This window comes from Kribbella sp. NPDC043289 (genome assembly GCF_056436705.1).
In genome coordinates, this window is record NZ_JBWKCB010000003.1 from 793,440 (window position 1) to 815,863 (window position 22,424).

The 22,424-nt window shown below is 69.2% G+C and carries 21 protein-coding genes and 1 tRNA gene; 12 read left to right on the top strand and 10 right to left on the bottom strand.

Going from position 1 to position 22,424, the window contains the following annotated elements:
• Positions 1-11: 11 nt before the first annotated feature.
• The 4 genes from AC0662_RS22135 to AC0662_RS22150 form a co-directional block, all read right to left on the bottom strand.
• Positions 12-986 (bottom strand): helix-turn-helix domain-containing protein, encoded by a 975-nt coding sequence (locus AC0662_RS22135; protein WP_478302859.1) that lies wholly within the window; start codon positions 984-986, stop codon positions 12-14.
• Positions 987-1,289: 303 nt separating this feature from the next.
• The gene (locus AC0662_RS22140) at positions 1,290-3,131 is read right to left on the bottom strand and encodes a hypothetical protein (RefSeq protein ID WP_478302861.1); all 1,842 of its coding nucleotides are present in this window, start codon (positions 3,129-3,131) and stop codon (positions 1,290-1,292) included.
• Entirely contained in the window at positions 3,116-3,871 is a 756-nt protein-coding gene (locus AC0662_RS22145; RefSeq protein ID WP_478302863.1) for an ABC transporter ATP-binding protein, read from the bottom strand. Before AC0662_RS22145 ends, AC0662_RS22140 begins: the two co-directional genes overlap by 16 nt.
• Positions 3,872-4,098: 227 nt before the next feature.
• A tRNA-Leu gene (locus AC0662_RS22150) sits at positions 4,099-4,182 on the bottom strand.
• Positions 4,183-4,352: 170 nt separating this feature from the next.
• On the opposite strand from AC0662_RS22150, the gene AC0662_RS22155 reads away from it, so the two are divergent.
• The 6 genes from AC0662_RS22155 to pknB all read left to right on the top strand — a co-directional run bounded on the left by AC0662_RS22155 (position 4,353) and on the right by pknB (position 11,990).
• Entirely contained in the window at positions 4,353-5,216 is an 864-nt protein-coding gene (locus AC0662_RS22155; protein WP_452196425.1) for an FhaA domain-containing protein, read from the top strand.
• A gap of 10 nt (positions 5,217-5,226) precedes the next feature.
• On the top strand, positions 5,227-5,709 hold the full coding sequence (locus tag AC0662_RS22160) for an FHA domain-containing protein FhaB/FipA (protein ID WP_452196424.1): 483 nt from the start codon (positions 5,227-5,229) through the stop codon (positions 5,707-5,709).
• A 10-nt stretch (positions 5,710-5,719) separates the two neighbouring features.
• The gene (locus tag AC0662_RS22165; RefSeq protein WP_478302867.1) at positions 5,720-7,126 is read left to right on the top strand and encodes a PP2C family protein-serine/threonine phosphatase; all 1,407 of its coding nucleotides are present in this window, start codon (positions 5,720-5,722) and stop codon (positions 7,124-7,126) included.
• A 76-nt stretch (positions 7,127-7,202) separates the two neighbouring features.
• Positions 7,203-8,600: an FtsW/RodA/SpoVE family cell cycle protein gene (locus AC0662_RS22170; protein WP_452196422.1), complete on the top strand. Its 1,398-nt coding sequence runs from the start codon at positions 7,203-7,205 to the stop codon at positions 8,598-8,600.
• Entirely contained in the window at positions 8,597-10,051 is a 1,455-nt protein-coding gene (locus AC0662_RS22175) for a peptidoglycan D,D-transpeptidase FtsI family protein (RefSeq protein ID WP_452196421.1), read from the top strand. The genes AC0662_RS22170 and AC0662_RS22175 overlap by 4 nt, the downstream gene beginning before the upstream one ends.
• 109 nt (positions 10,052-10,160) lie before the next feature.
• Positions 10,161-11,990, top strand: a complete 1,830-nt coding sequence (gene pknB, locus AC0662_RS22180) for a Stk1 family PASTA domain-containing Ser/Thr kinase (RefSeq protein ID WP_452196420.1) — start codon at positions 10,161-10,163, stop codon at positions 11,988-11,990.
• 74 nt (positions 11,991-12,064) lie between these two features.
• Here pknB and AC0662_RS22185 read toward each other — a convergent pair whose 3' ends face one another.
• Both AC0662_RS22185 and AC0662_RS22190 read right to left on the bottom strand, forming a co-directional pair.
• Positions 12,065-12,682 carry an aminodeoxychorismate/anthranilate synthase component II gene (locus AC0662_RS22185; protein WP_478302868.1) on the bottom strand — a complete coding sequence of 206 codons (618 nt, stop codon included), beginning with the start codon at positions 12,680-12,682 and terminating at the stop codon, positions 12,065-12,067.
• Positions 12,683-12,690: 8 nt separating this feature from the next.
• Positions 12,691-13,461, bottom strand: coding sequence for a DUF881 domain-containing protein (locus AC0662_RS22190; protein ID WP_478302870.1), 771 nt, complete (start codon positions 13,459-13,461; stop codon positions 12,691-12,693).
• Positions 13,462-13,560: 99 nt separating this feature from the next.
• Here AC0662_RS22190 and AC0662_RS22195 point away from each other — a divergent pair, with 99 nt between their 5' ends.
• The 5 genes from AC0662_RS22195 (at position 13,561) to AC0662_RS22215 (ending at position 17,207) form a co-directional block, all read left to right on the top strand.
• Entirely contained in the window at positions 13,561-13,821 is a 261-nt protein-coding gene (locus AC0662_RS22195) for a cell division protein CrgA (protein ID WP_452196417.1), read from the top strand.
• Positions 13,822-14,053: 232 nt separating this feature from the next.
• A complete protein-coding gene (locus tag AC0662_RS22200; protein ID WP_452196416.1) occupies positions 14,054-14,662 on the top strand; it encodes a hypothetical protein in 609 nt (202 codons plus the stop codon).
• A gap of 136 nt (positions 14,663-14,798) precedes the next feature.
• Positions 14,799-15,323 carry an EXLDI protein gene (locus tag AC0662_RS22205; RefSeq protein WP_452196415.1) on the top strand — a complete coding sequence of 175 codons (525 nt, stop codon included), beginning with the start codon at positions 14,799-14,801 and terminating at the stop codon, positions 15,321-15,323.
• Positions 15,324-15,480: 157 nt separating this feature from the next.
• On the top strand, positions 15,481-16,425 hold the full coding sequence (locus tag AC0662_RS22210; RefSeq protein WP_452196414.1) for an ATP-binding cassette domain-containing protein: 945 nt from the start codon (positions 15,481-15,483) through the stop codon (positions 16,423-16,425).
• Complete coding sequence (locus AC0662_RS22215) at positions 16,422-17,207, top strand: ABC transporter permease (protein WP_478302873.1); 786 nt, start codon at positions 16,422-16,424, stop codon at positions 17,205-17,207. Before AC0662_RS22210 ends, AC0662_RS22215 begins: the two co-directional genes overlap by 4 nt.
• On the opposite strand, the gene AC0662_RS22220 is transcribed toward AC0662_RS22215, so the two are convergent.
• The 3 genes from AC0662_RS22220 to sigJ form a co-directional block, all read right to left on the bottom strand.
• Positions 17,204-17,884 (bottom strand): pyridoxamine 5'-phosphate oxidase family protein, encoded by a 681-nt coding sequence (locus AC0662_RS22220; protein ID WP_452196412.1) that lies wholly within the window; start codon positions 17,882-17,884, stop codon positions 17,204-17,206. The two genes, AC0662_RS22215 and AC0662_RS22220, sit on opposite strands and share 4 nt — an antisense overlap.
• Before the next feature lie 54 nt (positions 17,885-17,938).
• Positions 17,939-19,120 (bottom strand): NAD(P)/FAD-dependent oxidoreductase, encoded by a 1,182-nt coding sequence (locus AC0662_RS22225; protein ID WP_478302876.1) that lies wholly within the window; start codon positions 19,118-19,120, stop codon positions 17,939-17,941.
• A gap of 82 nt (positions 19,121-19,202) precedes the next feature.
• A complete protein-coding gene (gene sigJ, locus AC0662_RS22230; RefSeq protein WP_452196410.1) occupies positions 19,203-20,147 on the bottom strand; it encodes an RNA polymerase sigma factor SigJ in 945 nt (314 codons plus the stop codon).
• 17 nt (positions 20,148-20,164) lie between these two features.
• On the opposite strand from sigJ, the gene pdxR reads away from it, so the two are divergent.
• The gene (pdxR, locus tag AC0662_RS22235) at positions 20,165-21,532 is read left to right on the top strand and encodes a MocR-like pyridoxine biosynthesis transcription factor PdxR (protein ID WP_478302879.1); all 1,368 of its coding nucleotides are present in this window, start codon (positions 20,165-20,167) and stop codon (positions 21,530-21,532) included.
• Here the strand turns inward: pdxR and AC0662_RS22240 are convergent.
• The gene (locus AC0662_RS22240; protein ID WP_478302881.1) at positions 21,519-22,421 is read right to left on the bottom strand and encodes a hypothetical protein; all 903 of its coding nucleotides are present in this window, start codon (positions 22,419-22,421) and stop codon (positions 21,519-21,521) included. The genes pdxR and AC0662_RS22240 overlap by 14 nt on opposite strands.
• Between the last annotated feature and the right edge of the window lie 3 nt (positions 22,422-22,424).

The window sequence follows — 22,424 nt, forward strand, 5'->3', positions numbered from 1 at the left end:
AGCGGCCTACTTTACAGCCAGTCGCGCTTGGCCGCCTGGAAGGCGAGGCCGGTGCGGGTGTCTACGCCGGCCAGGGTCATCAGGCGGTCCAGGCGGCGCTGGACTGTGCGGCGGCTGATACCGAGCTGGTTGGCGATGGACTTGTCGGGGACGCCCGCGACGAGCATGGAGAGGAGGAGGCGCTCTGCGTCGTCCAGCCCTTCGGACTGCTGTTCCTGGTCGGCCTGGAGGCGCACCGGGGTCGCCAGCTCCCAGTAGCTCTCGAAGAGCGCCAGTAGTGCGTCGAGAAGCTGGCCGCGGCTGATGATCGCGGCGGACGGTTCACCGAGGCTCTCGTCGTCGCGGACCAGCGGGCAGATCGCGGTCGACCGGTCGACGATCGCGATCCGGACCGGGAGCGTCGGCAGTACCCGGGCTTCCTCGCCCCAGCTGACTCCCTCGGCGATCGAGTCGAGTTCACCCGGGGTCTCGATCAGCGCGCGCTCGTAGATGGCCCGGTACCGTACGCCGCGCGAGAGAGCGCCGTACTCCTCGGTGTTGTCGGCGCCCTGCATCGCGAGCGGGTTCGCGCGGCAGAACCAGAGGATCTCCTCGCGGGCCGAGTTCTGCAGGTCGGCGAGCCGTTCGCGGAGCGTGCCGGCGCCGACGATCACCTCGACCAGGTGGTGCGCGTCCCGGCGGCTCGCACTGGCCCGGAACTCCTCGCTGAGCGCGGCCACCGTCTTCCGGGCCGCCTCGAGCGACTCCTGGCGCCGCAGCAGCGTGGTGCCGAGCGCGACGTCCGGCGGCAGCGGCCGGAACACCGGGTCCTCGGCCGGCTGCACCGTCACCAGCCCTTTGGCCTGCAGTCGCTGCAGTACTTCGTCGGTCTCCGCCGGCGGCAGTTCGGCGACCTCGGCGAGCTCCGCGGCCCGCGCCGCGGTCAGGCCGACCAGCAGCCGGTAAGTCTGCTCCTCGCGGGCGTCGAGCAACAAGCCGTCCTGCATCCGCCCCACCTCCGGGCACCACCTAAGCAGGGTTCCTGAGCAGGAAGCGAGCGCTTTCCCTCTGGCACGGATCAGCCATGACACGTCTGCGCCATCACGGAAACACTGAGCACCCGTCACTTCCTGGTCAGAAGCCAGCGGAACTCGCCGCCGCCGAGCCCACCGCCCTGGAGAAGAGATCGATGATGAGCTTGACCGACTACGCCGGGATCGCCGGCCTGATCGCGGCGGCCGCCGTGGCGATCTGGATGCTGCGCAACCACCGCACCATCAACACCACCAGCGCCCGGCACCGCGGCGCCCCTACCCTGCGACTACCGCGACCGGCACACCCGGAGCGCGCTTCTTCGCGTAGTAGTAGGTGAGCCCGCCGTACGCGTACATCGACAACCCCAGCGCGGCCATCAGCCCGATCACGACCCACTGCCACGGTCCCTCCTGGTAGAGGGCCAGGAACCAGGACTTGGTGTCGTGATTACCGGTCAGCTTGAAGATCGCCGGTACGACGGCCTGCGGGAACAACGGGATCGCCCCGAATCCCAGGCAGAACCCGGCGAGCGTCCGCCGCCACCTCGGGAGCGCATCGAACCCCGCGGTGTTCTTGGCCTGTTCCGCGGGCGATCGGCCGTGCTTGAGCAACGTGAGGAGCTCCGGGCCGCGCGTGTCGAGACGGTGAGCTGCCACGCGACCGAAGTACCACCAGGACAGGACGCCGGACAGTAGGCCGACCGGCACGCCCCACCAGCCGGTGTAGAGCGCCACGATCAGGGCCGGGGCACAGGTCGTCGCGACCAGCACGAGCATCACGTAGACGATGCCCATCGTCTCGCCCTCGTTCTCACCCGAGTTGAGCGGGTTCCCGGCCCGCTTGTGCGCATCGGTCGTCGGTACGGCGGCGTACACCGAGCACGCCACGATCAGACCGGCTGCACCGCCGAGGAGCGCGGGCAACACGCTCAGCACCAGCGGCCACGCGCTGGAGACTCCGGACCACCAGGTGAGCACGACGGTGATGAGCAGCGTCAACGGACCGAAGGCCAGCAAGAACGCCCGCTGCCGCGCCCGTACGTCGGGCCGCGCCGAGCCAGGCGTCATCAGCGTGGTCCAGAACGCAGTACCGTCCGCGCCGTACAGGTTGGCGCTCATCGAGCCGGCCATCACCACGGCGGCCGAACCCGCCCACGGCAGCATCGACTTCAGTCCGATCGCCAGCGGCATCAGGCAGAAGAACACGCCGTACGCGACCGCGAAGATCGCCTTGTGACCGTAGAGCAGGTCACGGGTCCACGAGCGCAGTTCCTTCGCGGCGGCAGCGCCTTCTGGAGTCCGGGCGCTGAGGGTACGCCGGATCTTCCCGCCGGCGCGCGCTGCGGTTGTTCGGCGTACCAGAAGAGCGGACCAGGCGAGCAGCATCACGACAGCGAGCAGAGCGAGTCCCGCGAGCGCTGCGAGGACTCTGAGCCAGTCACCACGCCCGGCTGCCTCGACAGCGGCCAGTCCCCACCCGGACGGCGCGATCCGGGCCGCTTGCGCCATCGTGCCCTGTACGTCGGTCGACACGAACGCGACGATCAGCGCCCACCCTTGCGCCGTGAACGCCAGGATGAACGCGTTGACGAGCGCTGCGATCACCGCACCGGCCCGGACCTGCAGGAGTACGCCGTACACCGCGACAGCGAGCCGCGACGCCAGGATGAAGCAGAACAACTGCAGCAACACCGCCGGCACCGCGACGAGTGCCGAAGCGACACCCAGCTGGGTGCCTAGGACCACGAGACTCAGCAGAGCGACCAGGCTGATGACCGGCGCGACTCCGGCGAGCGCAGCCACCAGTAGACCGGTGGAGAGCGTCCGCGGCGGCAGCGGCGTCATCGTGAAGTACTCCGGCTTGAGCGTCTCGTCACCACCACCGGCGAACAACGGCCCAACCACCCAGCCGAGCATCCAGACCGCGAGTACGACGACCAGTACGTCCTGATCGCCCCGTGCAGCGACCCACAGCGTCCCGCCCGCGAGCGCCAGCCCGACGAACCCACCGGTGACGATCCACGACCGGCGGAACTGGTCGTCCAGCGCATGCCGGAACGCGGCCAACCGCATGCGGACCAGGGTGCGCGAGGTGCCGTACGTCAGTGCGAGAGCCACGTCAGGCCTTCCGCACCGCGCGTCGACGCACCGACCAGTGACACGAACGCGTCCTCCAGGCTGCCGCCGGCGCGCACGTCCGCAACAGTGCCCGAGGCAACGACCTTCCCGTCCGCGATCACCGCGACCCGGTCACACAGCTGCTCGACCAGCGCCATCACGTGGCTCGACATCACCACCGAACCGCCACCGGCGATGAACCGGTGCAGGATGGTCTTGATGGTCGCGGCCGACACCGGGTCGACCGCCTCGAACGGCTCGTCCAGCACCAGCAGCCGCGGCGCGTGCAGCAACGCCACCGCGAGCCCGAGCTTCTTCCGCATGCCGGTCGAGTAACCGATCACCTGCTTCTCGTCCTCGTGGTCGAGCTCCAGCACCTCCAGCAGCTCGGCCGCACGCCGCTTGACCTCGTCCTCGGGCAGTCCGCGCAGCAGACCGAGGTACGTCAGCACCTCCCGCCCGGTCAACCGCTCCGGCATCCCCAGCCCGTCCGGCAGCACCCCGACCAACGCCTTGGCCCGCACCGGCTCCCGCCACACGTCGGCCCCGAAGATCCGCGCCGTCCCCCCGTCCGGCCGCAGCAACCCGACCGCCATCGACAACGAGGTGGTCTTCCCCGCCCCGTTCGGCCCGAGCATCCCGAAGAACGACCCAGCCGGCACGCTCAAGCTGACCCCGTCCACCGCCCGCTGCTCCCCGAAAACCTTGGTAAGCCCGTCAAGCTCCAGCGCTTCCTCCATGAGAAGCACCTTCCCACCCCACCCCACCCCCAGACGTCACCCTCCCGACGGACCCACCCCGTCACCTACCGGGCGGATCAGCACCTGCCGGCCGGTGCAACTTTCTGTCCGCCTCAGAGCCCGGGACAACGGAAATTTACGGAGCGTTCCGGCAGGATCATCCGAAAGGAGGAAATCCGGGCGGGAACGCGAAAGGTCCCGGTCGTGATCGACCGGGACCTTGTCTGTGCGCGAGGGGGGAGTTGAACCCCCACGCCCTTTCGGGCACACGGACCTGAACCGTGCGCGTCTGCCTATTCCGCCACCCGCGCGCAGCCGCCTGGATTGCTCTCCTGGCGACGAGAAGGAACAGTAGCACGGGTTGTGCCGGAGCTTCACATTGCGGGTTCGGTCGAACCTCCCGATACGATCGATCGTCGTACCCGGTGTGTCCGCCACGACCGGTGGACAGATTCGGCGTACCGACTGTGGAGGAGGAGGCGTGCGACCGCTACAGCGCTTCGAGCGACGCCTGGAAGGCATTGTCAGCGGTGTCTTCGCGCGCGCTTTCAAGGGTGATGTCGAGCCGATCGAGCTGGCCGCGGCACTCAAGCGTGAGATCGACAACACCGCGCGGATCCTGTCCCGGGACCGCCGGCTGGTGCCGAACCACTTCACCATCGAGCTGGGACCGGACGATTTCGAGCGGCTGAACGCCTACGGCCGGACCCTCAACCACGAGCTCGCGAACGAGCTGCGGGACCACGCGGACATCCAGCGGTACACGTTCTCCGGGCCCATCGACATCGAGCTGGTCCAGCACGACGAGCTGCCGACCGGTAAGTTCCGGGTGGTCAGCGCCACGGTCGGCACGCCCCAACGCAAGCCGGCCTACGAGCCCCAGCCCTACCAGCAGGAGCCCTACGTGCCGCCGAACGAGCCGGTCGTGCAGAGCCCCCCGCCGTACCAGCAGCCGCCGATGCCGCCCCAGCAGGCACCCCAGCAACCGCCCCCGCAGCAGGCGCCGCGTCGCGGCCACCCGCAGGTGATGCTCGAGGTGAACGGCCGGCGCCGTCCGGTCAACCCGCCCGGCGTGGTGCTCGGCCGCGGGACCGACGCGGACATCCAGATCAACGACCCGGGCGTCTCCCGGCGGCACGCGGAGATCCGGCTGATGCCGGAAGGCCCCGGCGGGATCCGGGTGGTGCTGGTCGACCTCGGTTCCACGAACGGCACGCTGGTGAACGGCCGCCGGAGCGCCGAGGCGGAGTTGGTGGACGGCTCGACCGTCCGAATCGGCAACACGACCATGACGCTGCGTCTCGCGGACGAGCCGATGGCCCAGCCGCCGAGCAGCGGGTGGTGACAGAAAGTCCATGTCGGAACTGACCCTCACCCTGATCAAACTGGGGTTCCTGGCCCTGTTGTGGATGTTCGTCCTCGCGGTGCTGTCCGTGATCAGGTCCGACCTGTTCGGTGCCAAGGTGGACAGCCGGATCGCGGCTCCCGCCGTACCGCAGGCGTCCCGGACGCCGAAGCCCGCCAAGCCGGCCAAGAAGCGCAAGGGCCTGCCCGGGTCGGTGACGATCGCGGACGGTCCGCAGGCCGGGGTCGGTGCGTCGCTGGCCGAGGAAGCCGTGATCATCGGCCGCGGGTCGGACTGCCAGATCCGGCTGGACGACGACTACTCCTCCACTCGGCACGCCCGGGTCTTCCAGTCGGAGGGCCAGTGGTGGGTCGAGGATCTCGGCTCCACCAACGGCACGTACCTGGACGGCGCCCGGGTGACCCGCCCGGTTCCGGCCGAGATCGGCGGATCGATCCGGATCGGCCGGACGACGCTGAACATCGCGAAGTAGGCCTGCCTCGATGACCCTGTCGCTCGACTACGCCACACTGTCCGACGTCGGACGGGTGCGCCGCAACAACGAGGATTCGGCGTACGCCGGTCCGCATCTGCTGCTGCTCGCCGACGGAATGGGCGGCGCCGCGGCCGGTGAGGTGGCCAGCGCGGCGGCGGTCCAGGTGATCCGGCGGCTCGACACCGCCGAGATCGGCGGCGAGGACATGATCGAGGCGCTGGCCGGCGCCGTACACCGGGCGAACGAACGGCTCTCCGAGCTGGTCGAGGAGGACCCGGAGCGCGAAGGCATGGGCTCGACCGTGACCGCGCTGATGTTCGACGGCAAGCAGCTCGGGATGGCGCACCTCGGCGACTCCCGGGCGTACCGGATGCGGGACGGCCAGCTGTACCAGCTGAGCCACGACCACACCTTCGTGCAGTCACTCGTCGACGAGGGCCGGATCTCCCAGGAGGAGGCCTTCACGCACCCGCACCGGAACCTGATCCTCCGGGTGCTCGACGGCCGTCCGGACTCCGACCCGGACCTGCAGATCCTCGACGTCCAGGCCGGCGACCGGCTGATGCTGTGCAGCGACGGCCTGCCGGACTACGTGAGTGACGAGGTGATCACCGCGTCGATGGCCTCCGGTACGCCGGACTCGGTCGTCGTCGAACTGATCACGCACGCGCTCGAGGCGGGCTCGAACGACAACGTCACCTGCGTCGTCGCGGACGTCGTCGAGGCCGAGCCTGCGAGCGGCACCCAACCGCAACTGGTCGGCGCGGCCGCCGAGCTGGCCCAGGGCAGCACCGGCCGCGGCGAGCCGACGGTCGCGCTCCGGACCGGCGCCGAGAGCGGCCCGGGCGGTGGCGGCGGGCACGGTCCGGGCGTCGACCCGGAGGAGCTGCGGTACGCGCCGCGGCCGCCGAAGCGGTTCCCGTGGCTGCGGCGGCTCGCCGTACTGGTGGTCATCCTCGGTCTGATCGGGGGCGGCGCCTGGTACGCGTACAGCTGGACCCAGAAGCAGTACTACGTCGGCACGGACGGCGACTACGTGGCGATCTTCAAGGGCGTCGAGGCGGATCTTCCCGGTCTGGCGCTGTCGAAGGTCTACGAGCGGCAGGCGCTACAGGTCGACAAGCTCCCGACGTACAGCCGGGAGCAGGTGGAGGGCAACATCCAGGCGGACAACCTGGCCGGCGCGCGGTCGATCGTGGCCGAGCTGCAGCAGACCGCGGCGGCCTGTGCCGCCAAGGTGAAGCCCACACCGACCCCGAAGCCGAGTACGCCGGTCTCCAAGCCGCCGGTGTCGAAGCCTCCGGTCACCGTGCCGCCGAAGACCACGCCGGTCACCAACGTGCCGACAACGCCGAGCACCTCGCCCTCGCCCGGCGCCGGGGTCGACGCGGATGATTGTGACGGGGTCCGATGACCGAGCGGAGCGAGGGCATCAAGACAACACAGCGTGCTCGTGCCTCATCGGCGCCCGGAGCGAAGCGAGGACGTCGATGAGCATCGCGTCGACGTCTGTCATCCAGATCATCCCGCGCACCCGCCGCGGGGTGGAGCTGCTGCTGCTCGTGATCGCGGTCGCCGTCTCGGTGGGCGCGTACGTGAACATCGGCCTGACCGTCCAGAACAAGATCCCGGCCAGCACCGGGTACTACGCCGCCGGCATCGGGCTGCTCGCGCTGATCGCCCACCTCGCGCTGCGGTACCGAGCGCCGTACGCCGATCCGGTCCTGCTTCCGTGCGCCGTGCTGCTGAACGGGCTCGGCGTCGCGATGATCCACCGGATCGACCTCGGCCTGGCCCTGCTCCGCGAGGCCAAAGGCCTGGCACCCAAGTCACCGGCCGCGCCACAGCAGATCACGTGGACCGCGGTCGGCGTCGTACTGTTCCTGGTCGTGATCCTGGTGGTCCGCGACCACCGCCGGCTGCAGGCGCTCACCTACACCGCCGGCCTGGCCGGTCTGGTGCTGCTGGTGCTGCCGCTGGTCCCCGGCCTCGGCGTGAACCTGAACGGCGCCCGGATCTGGATCCGGCTGGCCGGCATGTCGTTTCAGCCCGGTGAGTTCGCGAAGATCTGCCTGGTCGTGTTCTTCGCCGGCTATCTCGTGGTGAAACGCGACGTCCTGACCCTGGCCGGGCACCGCTTCCTCGGGCTGGACCTGCCGCGGGCCCGCGACCTCGGCCCGATCGGGATCGCCTGGGGCGTCAGCCTGGGCGTGCTGGTGTTCGAGAGCGACCTCGGTTCGTCGCTGCTGTTCTTCGGCCTGTTCCTGTTCCTGCTGTACGTGTCCACCGAGCGGGCCGGCTGGCTGATCATCGGTGGTCTGCTGTTCGCCGGCGGCGCCTTCTTCGCGTACGCGACGTTCGGCCACGTCCATCGCCGGATCACCGACTGGCTGGACCCGTGGGCGATCGACGGCGGGCAGATCAAACTCGGCCTGATGGGCCAGACGTGGGGCGGTGTCCTCGGCCGCGGCCTGGGCCAGGGGCACCCGGAGGCCACGCTGTTCGCGCAGAGCGACATGATCATCTCGTCGTTCGCCGAGGAGCTCGGCCTGACCGGCCTGATCGCGATCCTGCTGGTCTACACGCTGATCATCGAGCGCGGCCTGCGCACGGCGCTCGGCTGCCGGGACATCTTCGGCAAGCTGATCGCGACCGGTCTGGCGATGTCGTTCGCGCTGCAGGTGTTCGTGATCGTCGGCGGTGTCACCGCACTGATCCCGCTGACCGGTCTGACCACCCCCTTCATGGCCCTGGGCGGTACGTCGCTGGTCGCGAACTGGGCGATCATCGCGCTGCTGCTGCGGATCAGCGACCAGGCCCGGCGGCCGCAGACACCGGCCGCTCCCGTGTCCGACGAAACGATCGCGATGGCGGTGCAGAAGCAGTGAACTCGGCGATCCGACGACTGGCCGTGGCGGCGATCATCCTGATGCTCGCGCTGATGGCGAACTCGACGTACCTGCAGGCCTTCCGGGCCAACGAGATCAACGGCCGCAACGACAACAACCGGGTCCGCGACTCGCAGTTCTCGGTGAACCGCGGCCCGATCCTGATCGGCAGTACGCCGGTCGCGCAGAGCAAACCGTCGAACGACCGGTTCAAGTACCAGCGCACCTACGCCTCCGGCCCGGTGTACGCTCCGGCGACCGGGTTCTACTCCTACCTGTACGGCCGCGCCGGGATCGAGCTGACGATGAACTCCGAGCTGAACGGCTCGGACCCGTCGATGGCATTCCGCCGGATCATCGACGTGATCAGCAACCGGCCGCAGCAGGGCGGCAGCGTGACGCTGACGCTGAACGCGGCGGCCCAGCAGGCGGCGTACAACGGGCTGGCCGGGAAGACCGGCGCGGTGGTGGCGATCGAGCCGAAGACCGGGAAGATCCTCGCGATGGCCAGCCGGCCGTCGTACGACCCGAACGTGCTCGCCTCGCACGACGCCCAGAAGGTCGGCGCGGCCTGGAAGATCCTGAACGCCGACGCGAGCAAGCCGCTGTCGAACCGGGCGGCGCAGGAGCTCTACCCGCCGGGGTCGACGTTCAAGCTGGTGACCGCGGCGGCCGCGCTGTCCAGCGGCAAGTACACGCCGGAGAGCAAGGTGAACTCGCCGGCCCAGCTGCCGCTCCCGCAGACCACCGTTCCGCTGGTGAACGAGGACGGCAAGAACTGTGGCGGCAGCAACTCCGCGACGCTGACGGTCGCGCTGCGGTACTCCTGCAACACCGCGTTCGGCACCGTCGGGATGGCGCTCGGTCCGGACGCGCTGCGCGAGCAGGCCGCGAAGTTCGGCTTCGGTGCCCGCCCGCTGAGCGAGCTGCCGAGCGTGGCCACCAGCCAGTTCCCGGGTGACCCGAACGAGCCGCAGACCGCGCAGTCCGCGATCGGCCAGTTCGACGTCCGGGCGACGCCGCTGCAGATGGCGATGGTGGCGGCCGGCATCGCGAACAAGGGCGAGGTGATGAAGCCGTACCTGGTCCAGAGCGTGAAGACCCCGGACCTGAAGACGGTCTCGGAGACCAAGCCGGAGTCGCTGCACCAGGCCGTCACCCCGGAGGTGGCGTCCCAGCTGACCGCGATGATGGTCGACGTCGTCAACAACGGCACCGGCAAGCCGGGCCGGATCAACGGCGTCCAGGTGGCCGGCAAGACCGGTACGGCGCAGACGTCGAAGGACCGCCCGCCGTTCGCGTGGTTCACCGCGTTCGCGCCGGCCGACGACCCGAAGGTCGCCGTCGCGGTGCTGATCGAGAAGGCCGACGTCGCCCGCGACGACGTGGCCGGCGGCAAGCTGGCCGCTCCGATCGCCAAGCAGGTGATGGAGGCGGTGCTCGGCCAATGAGCGCGATACGCAATGATTCCCGTGGGTCTTTCCGACGGGGTTCCCACGGTAGCGGCCGCTACCGTGGGCAAATTGAGTGTGGTTTCCGGACAGCTTGGAAGGCTGAGTCATGACATCGCAGGCACGTCTCGTCGGCGGCCGGTACGAAGAAGGCGAACCGCTCGGCCGCGGCGGCATGGCCGAGGTCCGCAGAGGCGTCGACAACCGGCTCGGCCGGAGCGTCGCGATCAAGCGGCTGCGGGTCGACCTGGCCAGTGACGCCACCTTCCAGGCCCGGTTCCGGCGGGAGGCCCAGTCGGCCGCCTCGCTGAACCATCCGACGATCGTCTCGGTCTACGACACCGGCGAGGAGCCGGACCCGAACGGCTCCGGCGTCACGATCCCGTACATCGTGATGGAGCTCGTCACCGGCAAGACGCTGCGCGACCTGATCCGCGAGGGCCGCAAGATCATGCCGGAGCGCGCCCTGGAGATCACCTCCGGCGTGCTCGAGGCGCTGGACTACAGCCACCGGGCCGGCATCGTGCACCGCGACATCAAGCCCGGGAACGTGATGCTGACCCCGCAGGGCCAGGTCAAGGTGATGGACTTCGGGATCGCCCGCGCGGTCGCCGACACGTCCTCCACGATGACCCAGACCGCGGCAGTCATCGGTACGGCGCAGTACCTCTCGCCGGAGCAGGCGCGCGGCGAGACCGTGGACGCCCGCTCCGACCTCTACTCGACCGGATGCCTGCTGTACGAACTCCTCACCGGACGGCCGCCGTTCGTCGGCGAGTCGCCGGTGTCGGTGGCCTACCAGCACGTGCGGGAGCAGCCGCTGCCGCCGTCCTCGTTCGACCCGGACATCCCGCCGGAGGTCGACGCGGTCGTCCTGAAGGCGCTGGCGAAGAACCGCGAGGAGCGGTACCAGAGCGCGTCCGAGATGCGCGCCGACATCCACCGGGTGCTGGCCGGTCAGCAGGTGACGGCGCCGATGGCCGCGGTCGCCGAGACCCGGGCGATGGCCCCGACGGCGGTCGCGCCGGCCGCGACCCAGGCGTTCCGGCAGACCGGCGGCAACGACGTCCTGCCGCCGGGTGACGACGAACTGGACGAAGAGGACGGCCGCTCCCGCCGCAACCGCGGGCTGGCGTACTTCCTGCTCGGCCTGGCGATCGTCGCGGTCGCGGTCGGCGCGTACGCGCTGTTCACCAAGATGAACAAGGACAACGCCGGCGGCACTCCGCCGACCACGTCCGCACCGGCCAAGGTCACGGTGCCGGACCTGTCCGGCAAGTCGCTGACCGAGGCGACCTCGATCCTGGCCGGTCAGGGCCTGAAGATCTCGTCGACGTCGGAGAAGAGCGACACGGTCGGCCGCGGCGCGATCATCCGCCAGACGCCGAAGGGCAACACCGAGGCGGAGCAGGGGTCGACCGTCAGCGTGGTGATCTCCTCCGGTCAGAGCGCGTTCTCGGTGCCGGACGTGATCGGGATGTCGGAGTCGAAGGCGCGGAACACGCTGGAGGACGCCAAGGGCCAGTTCACGGTCAAGGACACGGCGGTCGAGCGGGACAGCGACGAGAAGAAGGGCACCGTGCTCGCGGTCAGCCCGGACCCGAACGGGCAGTACCCGTCGGGTCAGGAGTTCACCCTGACGATCTCCAGCGGCAAGACGCAGGTCGACGTACCGGATGTCGTCACGGTCCCGGCCGATGACGCGGCGAAGCAGCTGAAGGAACTCGGGTTCGTGGTCGGCTACAAGTACGGCAACGACCCGAGCTCGCCGGACGCCACCGTGCTCGCGCAGAGCGTCCCGGGCGGTACGAAGAAGCCGAAGGGTTCGACGATCACGCTGACGGTGAACCGGATCGAGCAGCCGAACACGCCGCCGCCGTCGAGCGAGACACCACCGCCGTCGACGCCCAACACGCCGGGCATCACCATCGGCGGCTGAGAACGATCGGCGGCTGAGAACGCGAGAACCCCCGGAGCGATCATCGCTCCGGGGGTTCTTTTCTGCGCGGTGGGTCAGCCGACGACGGGTGCGAGACCTGCGGAGCGGGCGACCGCCTCGGGGTCGCCGCAGATCGTCAGCCAGTTGGCGAGCATCCGGTGACCGCCCTCGGTCAGCACCGACTCCGGGTGGAACTGCACGCCCTCGACCGGGAGATCGCGGTGCCGGGCCGCCATGATCACGCCTGCCTCGGTCCGCGCGGTGACCTGTAGTTCGTGCGGCACGCTGTCCTGCGCGATCGCCAACGAGTGGTAGCGAGTAGCGGTGAACGGCGACGGGAGCCCGGAGAGTACGCCGGCTCCCTCGTGGAACACCTGGCTCGTCTTCCCGTGCAGCAACTCGTCCGCGCGGCCGACGACTCCGCCGTACGCGACGCCGATCGCCTGCAGGCCGAGGCAGACGCCGAAGATCGGGACCTCGCCGCCCTTCTCGCGGACGATGTCGACGCAGGCGCCAGCTTCTTCCGGCGTACCGGGACCGGGTGACAGCAGGACGCCGTCGTACTCACCGGCTTGGTCGGGGGTCACCTCGTCGTTGCGCAGCACCGTGGTGTCGGCCTGCAGTTGCTGCAGGTACTGCACCAGGTTGTAGACGAAGGAGTCGTAGTTGTCGACGACAAGGATCCGCGGCATGCGGACCATTATCGCCCGGTCACGGACGGGCTGGTCGACGGTGTCCGCTCGAACCCGGGAACGGTCGCGCTCTGCAGGTCAAGAGTGCCCTCGTACGCCGGCATCGCGATCGACGACTCGCTCTTCACGTCGTACCCGAGCTGGAACTTCACCACGTAGTCCTGCAGGTTCTCGATGTACTGCGAGTCGTCGAGCGCCTTCTGCAGTTTCCGGCGATCCCCGATCGCGGTGATCTTGTACGGCGGCAGGTACGGCACACCGTGCAGGACCACGGAGTTGCCGACGCACTTGATCCCGGTGGTGGAGATGACCCGGTGGTTCTGGATCGAGATCGCGTCGGCGCCGCCGGCCCAGAGCGCGTTCACGACCGCCTGGATGTCCTGCTGGTGGATCACCAGCCAGTCGGCGTCGACGTCCGGGTTCTCCTTGACGACCTCGGACGGCGCGTCCTTGAGCGTGACGGTCAGTCCAGGCCCGGTGACCGGGGTGGTGCCGACGTCGTCGGACAGGTCCTTGAGCTGCTTGGCCAGCGCCGGGTCGATCGAGCCCTGCTGCGCCTGCAGCTTCTCGATGTCCTGGGTGAGCGCGGCGTGCTGCCGGACCAGGGTCGCGCTCCGGCGACTCTGTTCCTCCACCAGGCCCGCGAGCGTAGTGTTGCGACTGGGGCGCAGGTCGGTGCCGCGAGCGTTGGTGGCGCTGGTGGCGAACAGCAGCCCGGCGCACAGCAGCGCCAGCGGCGCGCCTACGCGCCACAGCGAAATCCGCCTCAACCTACGCACCCGTGATCTCCATATTGCTCTCTGCACTACGCTAACCCGGGACCGGGACCCGCACGGTCCTCAGCGGTTAGCTTATGCGTCCTTACAAGGAGTTCAGACGTGCCCGAGTCGAGCAGTCGTAACAAGAAGAAGACCGAGAAGGTCAAGGCCGAGAAGACGCCGAAGAAGCCGCGTACCCAGTCACGCGTGTGGGTCGCGCCGCTGATGCTGTTCTGCTGGCTGCTCGGACTCGCCTGGCTGGTCGTCTTCTACGTCGCCGGCCAGGACATCCCGGTGATGAACGACCTGGGCAACTGGAACCTGCTGATCGGCATGGGCCTGATCGCGGTCGGTTTCGTCGTCTCCACCCAGTGGGTCTGATCTCCGGCTCCGCAGAGTTATCCACAGCGGTGTCCCCAATTGTGCACACCGTTTCGCGGGAGTTATCCCCAGCCTGACCCTTACTTCTCCACCGAAAGTGGTCGAAATCGGCTCAAATCTGTGGATAACTCAGGTTTGAGCCTCTCGGATGTCCACACGGCTCCGCCCGGGCGCGGCGGGCGGCGTACGGTCGAAGTATCCGTAGCGACCTGGGGAGACAGGGGAGGGTCTCATGTTCGTTCAGGTCATTCAGGGACAGGTCACCGACGCCGAGCAGGCACATGCCGCGATGGATCGGTGGATGGAAGAACTGGCGCCCGAGGCGTCCGGCTGGCTGGGGACGACGGCCGGAGTGACCACGGACGGACGGTTCATCGCGCTGGCTCGTTTCGACTCCGCCGCCGCGGCGCGCCGGAACAGCGAGTCACCCGCGCAGGACAAGTGGTGGCACGAGTTCACGTCGGTACTCACCGGCCAGGCCACCTTCCACGACACCGAGGACGTCGTCCTCGACACCTCCGGTGACCCGGACGCCGCCGGCTTCGTCCAGGTGATGCAGGGCGCCGGGAACAACCCGGACCGTGCGCGGGAGCTGATGGGTCAGCACCGTGACGAGTGGACCGCGTTCCGGCCCGAGATCCTCGCCAGCGAGGTCGCCATGTACGACGACGGCGACTACACGATGGCGATGTTCTTCACCACCGAGGCCGACGCCCGCGCCGGCGAGCAGAAGAAGGTCCCAGCGGACCTGCAGGCGGACATGGACGAGATGAACAGCCTCGCCGCCGGCCCACCGGCGTTCTTCGACCTCAAGCAGCCCTGGCTGTACTCACCGAGCTAGAACGAGGCAGCTCGAACTGGGCCGCTCGGACCGCCCGCGACGGATCCCGTCGCGGGCGGTTCCGCGTCTACGTAGAGATATATGTAGACGCCTGCGTACCCGTCTGCGTATAGTTCTACGTAGGAGGAGACAAGCGATGCCCAACAAGACGATCTACGTGTCCGACGACGACCTGCCGCTGTACAAGAAGGCGCAGGAACTCGGCGGCAACCTGTCCTCGGCGATCTCGATCGCACTGCGCAGGTACGTCGAGATGGAAGAAGGACGCCTCGAGGGGTACGACGAGATCACCGTCCGCGTGGGCCGGGGCACCGGCCGCAAGCAACGGTTCTCCGGCGTACTGCTCGCGGAAGGCGGCCGGTCGAGCAGCACCGGCTACGAGGCCTTCAAGGTGTACCGGAGCCGGACCGGGAAGTACGTCCTGCACGCGGACCGCCGCAACCAGTTCACCGTCAGCGGTGACGACGAGCGCTACCTGTCCGGCTGGCGCTCCTGGATCGGCAACTGGAGCGCGGACCAGTCCTGGAGCATGGCCCAGGGCGAAGCCACCCTCGACATCGTCGAGACCGTCGAGGAGCTCCGCGACCTGATCCCGCCGGACCTCTACGAACTGGTCGAGGAAGCCGCGCACCAGCCCGCCGTCGAAGACCTGGACATCTAGTCGAAGACCTCGACATCTAACTGATCCACAACAGCTGACCACCGGCGCCCCGGACGCGGGCCGGCGGGTCGGGCGAGCACGCCCAAAATCCTCCTCCTCCACAGACCCGTCAACCACCTGGGTCAGGTTCGCCCTGCCCGAAAACCAAGGATCTCTCATGTCTTCAGCGATCGACGTCCGTGGACTGCGCAAGTCCTACGGCGAGAAACTCGTGCTCGACGGCATCGACCTGACCGTTGCCGAAGGCACCATCTTTTCCCTGCTCGGCCCGAACGGTGCCGGCAAGACCACCGCGGTACAGATCCTGTCCACGCTGACCGCCGCCGACGCCGGCGAGATCCGGGTGGCCGGTCACGACCTGCACACCGACCCCGAGGCGGTCCGGGCCGCGATCGGCGTCACCGGCCAGTTCTCCGCGGTCGACGGTCTGATGACCGGCCGGGAGAACCTGATCCTGATGGCCGACCTGTACCACCTCGGCAAGCAGGAGGCCCGCCGCCGGGCGGACGAGCTGCTCGAGCAGTTCGAACTGGTCGACGCCGGCAAGAAGCTGGCGATGACGTACTCCGGCGGCATGAAGCGCCGGCTCGACCTGGCCATGACGCTGGTCGGCCGCCCGCGGATCATCTTCCTGGACGAGCCGACCACCGGACTCGACCCGCGCAGCCGGCACAGCATGTGGACGCTGATCCGCGAACTGGTCGCCGGCGGCGTCACGGTGCTGCTCACCACGCAGTACCTGGAAGAAGCCGACCAACTGGCCGACCGGATCGCCGTCCTGGACCACGGACGGCTGGTCGCTCAAGGGACGGCCGACGAACTCAAGCGGCTCGCGCCTGGTGGACACATCCGGCTCCGCTTCACCTCGCCGGAGGAGTTCACGCTCGCCGGTCAGGTGCTGCCGACCGCCGCACCGGACCACGAAGCGCTGGTGCTGCAGGTGCCGAACGACGGCAGCGTGCACGCACTGCGCGACCTGATCGCCCGGATCGACGACGCCTCGCTCGAGGTCGACGAACTGACGGTCCACACCCCAGACCTGGACGACGTGTTCTTCGCCGTCACCGGTCAGCCCACGCACGAGGAAGTGACGACGAAATGAGCTACGCACTCCAAGACACCTCGACGATGCTGCGGCGGAACCTGCGGCACGCCCAGCGGTACCCCGGCCTCTCGCTCGGCGCCCTCGGGATGCCGGTGATCATGATCCTGCTGTTCGGCCTGGTCTTCGGCGACACGTTCGCGGCCGGTCTCGGCGGAGGGGGCGGCCGCGGCGGCTACATCGACTTCCTGACCCCGGGAATCCTGCTGATGTCGATCGCCTCCGGCACGATGTCGCCCGCGGTCGCGGTCTGCATGGACATGACCGAGGGCATCGTGACCAGGTTCCGGTCGATGGCGATCTTCCGGCCGGCCGTCCTCACCGGGCACGTGCTGGGCAACGTGATCCTGACCGTCGTCAGCCTGGCGCTGGTGATCGGGTTCGCGGTGCTGATCGGGTTCCGCCCGAACGCGTCGGTCGTCGACTGGCTGCTGGCGGCCGCGCTGCTGATCGCGGTGACCGTCGGCCTGACCTGGTTCGCGATCGCGCTGGGGCTGACCAGCAAGACGCCGGAGGGCGCGAGCAACATCGTCCTGCCGATCAGCCTGTTGCTGCCGTTCCTGAGCAACACGTTCATCCCGCTGGAAGCGATGCCGAGTGGCATCCGCTGGTTCGCCGAGTACCAGCCGTTCACCCCGATCATCGACACCCTGCGGCACTTGTTGCTCGGCACGCCGATGACCAGCGGCAGCGGCTGGCTCGCCGCGGCCTGGTGTGTGGCGATCGCGATCGTCGGCTACTTCTGGGCCCAGAAGAACTACAACAAGGGAACGGTTGCTTAAGAGGGAGCGCCGAGGATGCTCGCCCGAGTGCGGACGTGGGCGGGGACCAGCAGGTCGCAGTCCGGGTTGTCCTCCGGCTCGCCGGCGACGGTGTGGAGCGGGATCACGCCGGCCCAGTAGGGCAGGTCGAGGTCCTGCTCGTCGTCGCTGGCCGGCCCGGTGCGGATCTTCACCGAGGCCTCGGTGAGCGAAAGCGCGAGCACCGAGGTCTTCGCCAACTCCTTGCGGTTCGGCGGCCGGACCGCTGTCGACCGGCCCGGGACGAGGTGGTCGACGATCCGGTTCAGACCGTGGAGTTTCTCGTCCGGGTCGGTGACCAGCCGCGGTACGCCGAGGACGACGGCGGACCGGTAGTTCACCGAGTGATGGAACGCCGAGCGCGCGAGCACCAGACCGTCGGTGTGCGTGACAGTGACGCAGACCGTCTGCTCCGGCGCCGCGACCACGCTCCGGGCCGCGACCGAACCGTGCAGGTACATTGTCCCGTCCGGTCCGCGCTCCAGGTCCACGCCGTACGCCGTCGGCAGCACGAGCGGATCGCCGTCGACCACGACACCCAGGTGACAGAACATGCCGTCCATGAGTACGTCGGTCAGCGCATGCCGCTCGGTAGCCGCACGTTCCTTCGACCGGCGAAGCGACGTACGGGCGGTGGGCTGGAGCGGGGTGGTGGTCATGCAACCAGGTTCGGCCGGGGAGTGGTCTCCTGGCACGGTCCATTCCGTCACCAATCACCTAGTCCATTCGCGCAGCGGGACCTCCTGGGCGACGACGCGGTGCTTCCGCGTCGGCAGACCCATCGTCGGGTTGGCGGTGCCCCACGCCGCGCCCTTGCAGATCAACTCCTTGTAGTGGGCGGCGATCCGTCCGGTCAGGGCGGCGTTGACGGCGCGGTCGTCGCTGGTGACGTACTGGATCAGCCCGTCCTTCCGGCCCAGCGAGATGCACTGGTTGAAGTAGGCCAGCGGCGCGTGCGGGAGCTTCCCGCCGGTCAGCCGGGCCGCGATCGAGTCGGCGGCCTGCCAGGCCATCGGCTGCCCCGACGCGCACGACATCCGCAGCGGCTTGTTCTTCGAGCCCATCGCGTACGCCGCGTCGCCGATGGCGTACACGTCCGGGTGCGAGACCGAGCGCATGGTGGCGTCGACGACGATCCGGCCGGTGTCGACGACCTCGAGCGTGGTCGCCTGCACGATCGGGTGTACGGCGAAACCGGCCGTCCACACCGTGACGGCGGCCGGGACCGTCGTACCGGCGGCCGTGGTGACGTGGTCCGCCTCGACGCTCGTCACCGACACGTTCTCGTGGACGGTGATGCCGAGCCGGTCCATGACCTTCCGGACATGCCGGCGGCCCTTGGGCGAGAGCCAGTCGCCGAGCTCGCCGCGGACCAGGAGGGCGACGTCGAGATCCGGCCGCGCCTCGGCCAGCTCGGTCACGAACTCCAGGCCGGTGAGACCGCCACCGACGACCGTCACCGCCTGCCCGGTCGTCAACGACTCCAGCCGCTGACGCAGTCGCCGGGCACCGGGGCGGCTCGCGATCTCGTACGCGTGCTCGGCGGTACCGGGGACACCCTGTGGGTTCCAGCGGCTTCCGAGCGCGTAGACGAGGGTGTCGTACTCCAGTTCCTCGGTGCCGAGCGTGACGGTCTTGCGGTCGACGTCCACCTCGGTCACCTTCGCGACCTTCAGGACGACGCCGGTGCCCGCGAACATCTCGCTGAACGGGCGCGGCGTCAGGTCCTGGCCGGTCGCCACCTGGTGCATCCGGACCCGCTCCACGAAGTCGGGTTCGGCGTTGACCAGGGTGATCGTCACGTCCTCGGGGCGCAGTCGCTTGGCGAGACGGCCGGCGGCGACAGCTCCGGCGTACCCGGCGCCGAGGACGACGATGCGGTGCTTGCTGCTCATATTCGGGCTCCTGTCCGATGCGGTGTCGACCCCTGAACCGGACAGCCCGGCGATTCCTGACAGGTACGCCGTGTGAAGCAGGTCACGTGATGGTCAGCAGCGGTTCCCCGTGGTCGGCGGCGGTGAAGAGCTCGGTCGCCCGGGCCAGCTTGTCCGGGTTGGCCTGGGTGCGGAACCCGGTCAGCCCGGCGTCGGTGACCTCGATGCAGATGATGCCGATCACCGCGTCGTCGACGACCACCACTAGCGCCGGGTCGCCGTTCGCGGTCCAGGCGTAGGCCTTCGCGGCGCCGCCGACGTACCGGCGCTTCGCCGTGGTCGGGATGAACAGGTGCTGGAAGAACCGCGCGACCGCGCGGGCCCCCTCGGTTGCACTGGTCCGGGCCGGCACCTTGCCACCGCCGTCACCGATCGAGACGGCGTCGGCGGTGAGCAGCCGGACCAGCGAGTCGGCCTGACCACTGGTGGCCGCCGCGAGGAATTCCTCGACGATCCGCTGGGCGGCCGCCGCGTCGACCTCGGTCCGGGCCTTGCCGTCCGCGATGTGCTTCTTGGCCCGATGGAAGATCTGCTGGCTGGACGCCTCGCTCAGGTCGAGGATCTCCGCGATCTCCCGGTGTGAGTAGTCGAACGCCTCCCGCAGGACGTAGACCGCTCGCTCGTTCGGCGTGAGACGTTCCATCAGGGTGAGTACGGCGTACGACACCGACTCCCGCTGTTCCACGGTGTCGGCCGGGCCGAGCATCGGGTCGCCGGCGAGCAGCGGTTCGGGCAGCCACTGCCCGACGTAGGTCTCGCGCCGCGCCCGGGCGGACGAGAGCTGGTTCAGGCAGAGGTTGGTGAGGACCTTCGTCAGCCAGGCCTCGGGGACCTCGATGCGTTCGGTCTCCGCGGCCTGCCAGCGCAGGTACGTCTCCTGGACCGCGTCCTCTGCCTCGGCGGCGGAGCCGAGCAACCGGTAGGCGATCGCCTCGAGACGGCGTCTGGAGCGCTCGAAGTGAGACACGTCCGCCGCGGTCAGGGCCATGCTGCGATCCTATCGAGGTGCAGAGTTCGCTGCCGCTGACGATCGACCGCGCTTCCGGCCTGCCGCTGCATCTGCAGTTGGCGGAGCAGTTCCGGACGGCCGTGCTCGACGGGCGGCTCGCGGCGGGTCATCGGCTGCCGTCCACGCGGGACCTGGCTCGGGAGCTGTCTGTCTCGCGGTCCGTGACGCAGGCGGCGTACGACCAACTGCATGCCGAGGGCTGGATCGAGGGCCGCACCGGCGCCGGGACATTCGTCACGGACGTCACGCCGCTGCAGCCCGCCGTACGACGGCACACGCCGCACCCACCTGACGCCGGCCCCGAGCTGCTCACGCTGCGCCCCGGTATCCCGTTCATCGCACCGACGCCCGACCCGGGCTGGCGGCGGGCGTGGCGCGAGGTGTCGACGCAGTCACCACCCCGCGGGTACGACGACGCGGCCGGCCTCCCCGCGCTCCGCGCCGCCCTGGCGGATCACGTACGGCGCGTGCGCGGGATCGCCTGCGGACCGGAGAACGTGCTCGTCACCAACGGCACCGTGCACGGGCTCCGCCTGCTGCTCACCGTCACCCGCGAACCCGGCGACCGGATCGCGATCGAGGACCCCGGCTACCTGAACGCGGTCGTCGCCGCCCGCGACCACCGGCTCGAGATCGTCGACGTCCCGGTCGACGAGGACGGCCTCCAGGTCGGCGCCCTCTCCGACGACCTGCCGGCCGTCTACGTCACGCCGTCACACCAGTACCCGCTCGGCGGCCGGCTTCCCGTTGCCCGACGCAACGAACTGGTTCGCTGGGCGCGCCGCACCGGCGCGCTGCTGATCGAGGACGACTACGACAGCGAGTTCCGGTACGACGTCGCGCCGCTGCCCGCCCTCGCGCAGCTGGACCTCGAGCGCGTCGTCCATCTCGGCACGCTGTCGAAGACGCTGAGCCCCGCGCTCCGCCTCGGGTGGCTGGTCGCGTCCGAGCCGATGATCGACCGGCTCGCCACGTTCCGCGCCGACTCCGGCGACTGGCCCGCCTGGCCGATGCAGGCCGCGCTCCTCGCGATGCTCCGCGACGGCTACCTCGACCAGGCGGTCCGTCGCGGACGCCGGCTGTACGCGGACCGCCGTACCCACACCTGCGCGGTGCTGTCGCCGTACGGCCAGGTGGTCGGGCAGGACGCCGGGCTACACATCACCCTGTTGCTCCCTGACGACGCCGACGACCTCCGGATCGCAGCCGCGGCCCGCAAGGCCGGCGTCGTCGTCGCACCGCTGTCCGAGTACCGCCGCAGCGTCCCCGGCCCACCCGGCCTCGTCATCGGCTACGCCACACCTTCAACCGCCGACCTCCACAAGGCCCTCACGATCCTGACCGAAGTACTCACTCACCGTTGAGCGGGTCGGGGACGCCGTTGGCTCCCCAGCGGAAGTAGGCGGGGTCGTTGAACTTCGGGCCGGAGGCGCTGAGGTGGTTGATCACCGTCGCGGTACCGTTGGCGCGCCCAACGGCGTACCAGTGGGCTGTCTTCGTGTCCTTGTCGATTCCGACGAGGAGTGTGCCGTAGTTGCCGCACTTGCTCGCGAGGAGTTTCTCGAAGCCCTGCCAGGTTTTCGTGCGAACCGGTTTCACCACCGGCTTCAGCGTCGACGTGGTGGGGATGTGAATGGTGTAGAGCGCCCCGCCCCGCGTGTTCGCGAGGAACGTGTCGTACGTCGGCGTCTTGCTGATCAGCGCCATCGACTTCACCGCGGCGAACCCGGTCGCGGAACCGGTCGGCTTCCACAGCCACCGGTCGACACTCCACCGGAACAGCGTGCCGTCACTCCGCAGTCCGTACGCCGTCGTCTGGTCGCGCGCCCCCTGCGAGACCTCCACCGCGGTGTACTTCGACCAGCCGCCACCCACCCGTTGCGTCTCGTTCGGTTGGCCGTTGTCGATGTCGTTCATGACGTCGACCGAGTACGAGCGGTAGTAGAGCGAATCGCCCTGCACCACCCAGCCCTCGTTGGTGGCACCCCAGCTGTAGGTGTCGCTCGTGAACGTCGTGCTCAGCCGAACCGCGCCCGCCGGGAAGACCCCGAAGATGACGCCGGGCTGACCGACGTTCCGCGGCGGGTACCCGACCGTGATCCCCAGGTTGTTGTGCGCGCCGCTGTCCAGCACGGAGCCCGGCTGGAGCGAGCACGCGGCGGTGCTGGCGGTGGTCGCCGCGTGCGCAGTTGGTGCGGTGAACGTCGCGGCGAGCAGGGTCGCGCCGGCGACGATGAAGAGCAACTGCTTCATGTC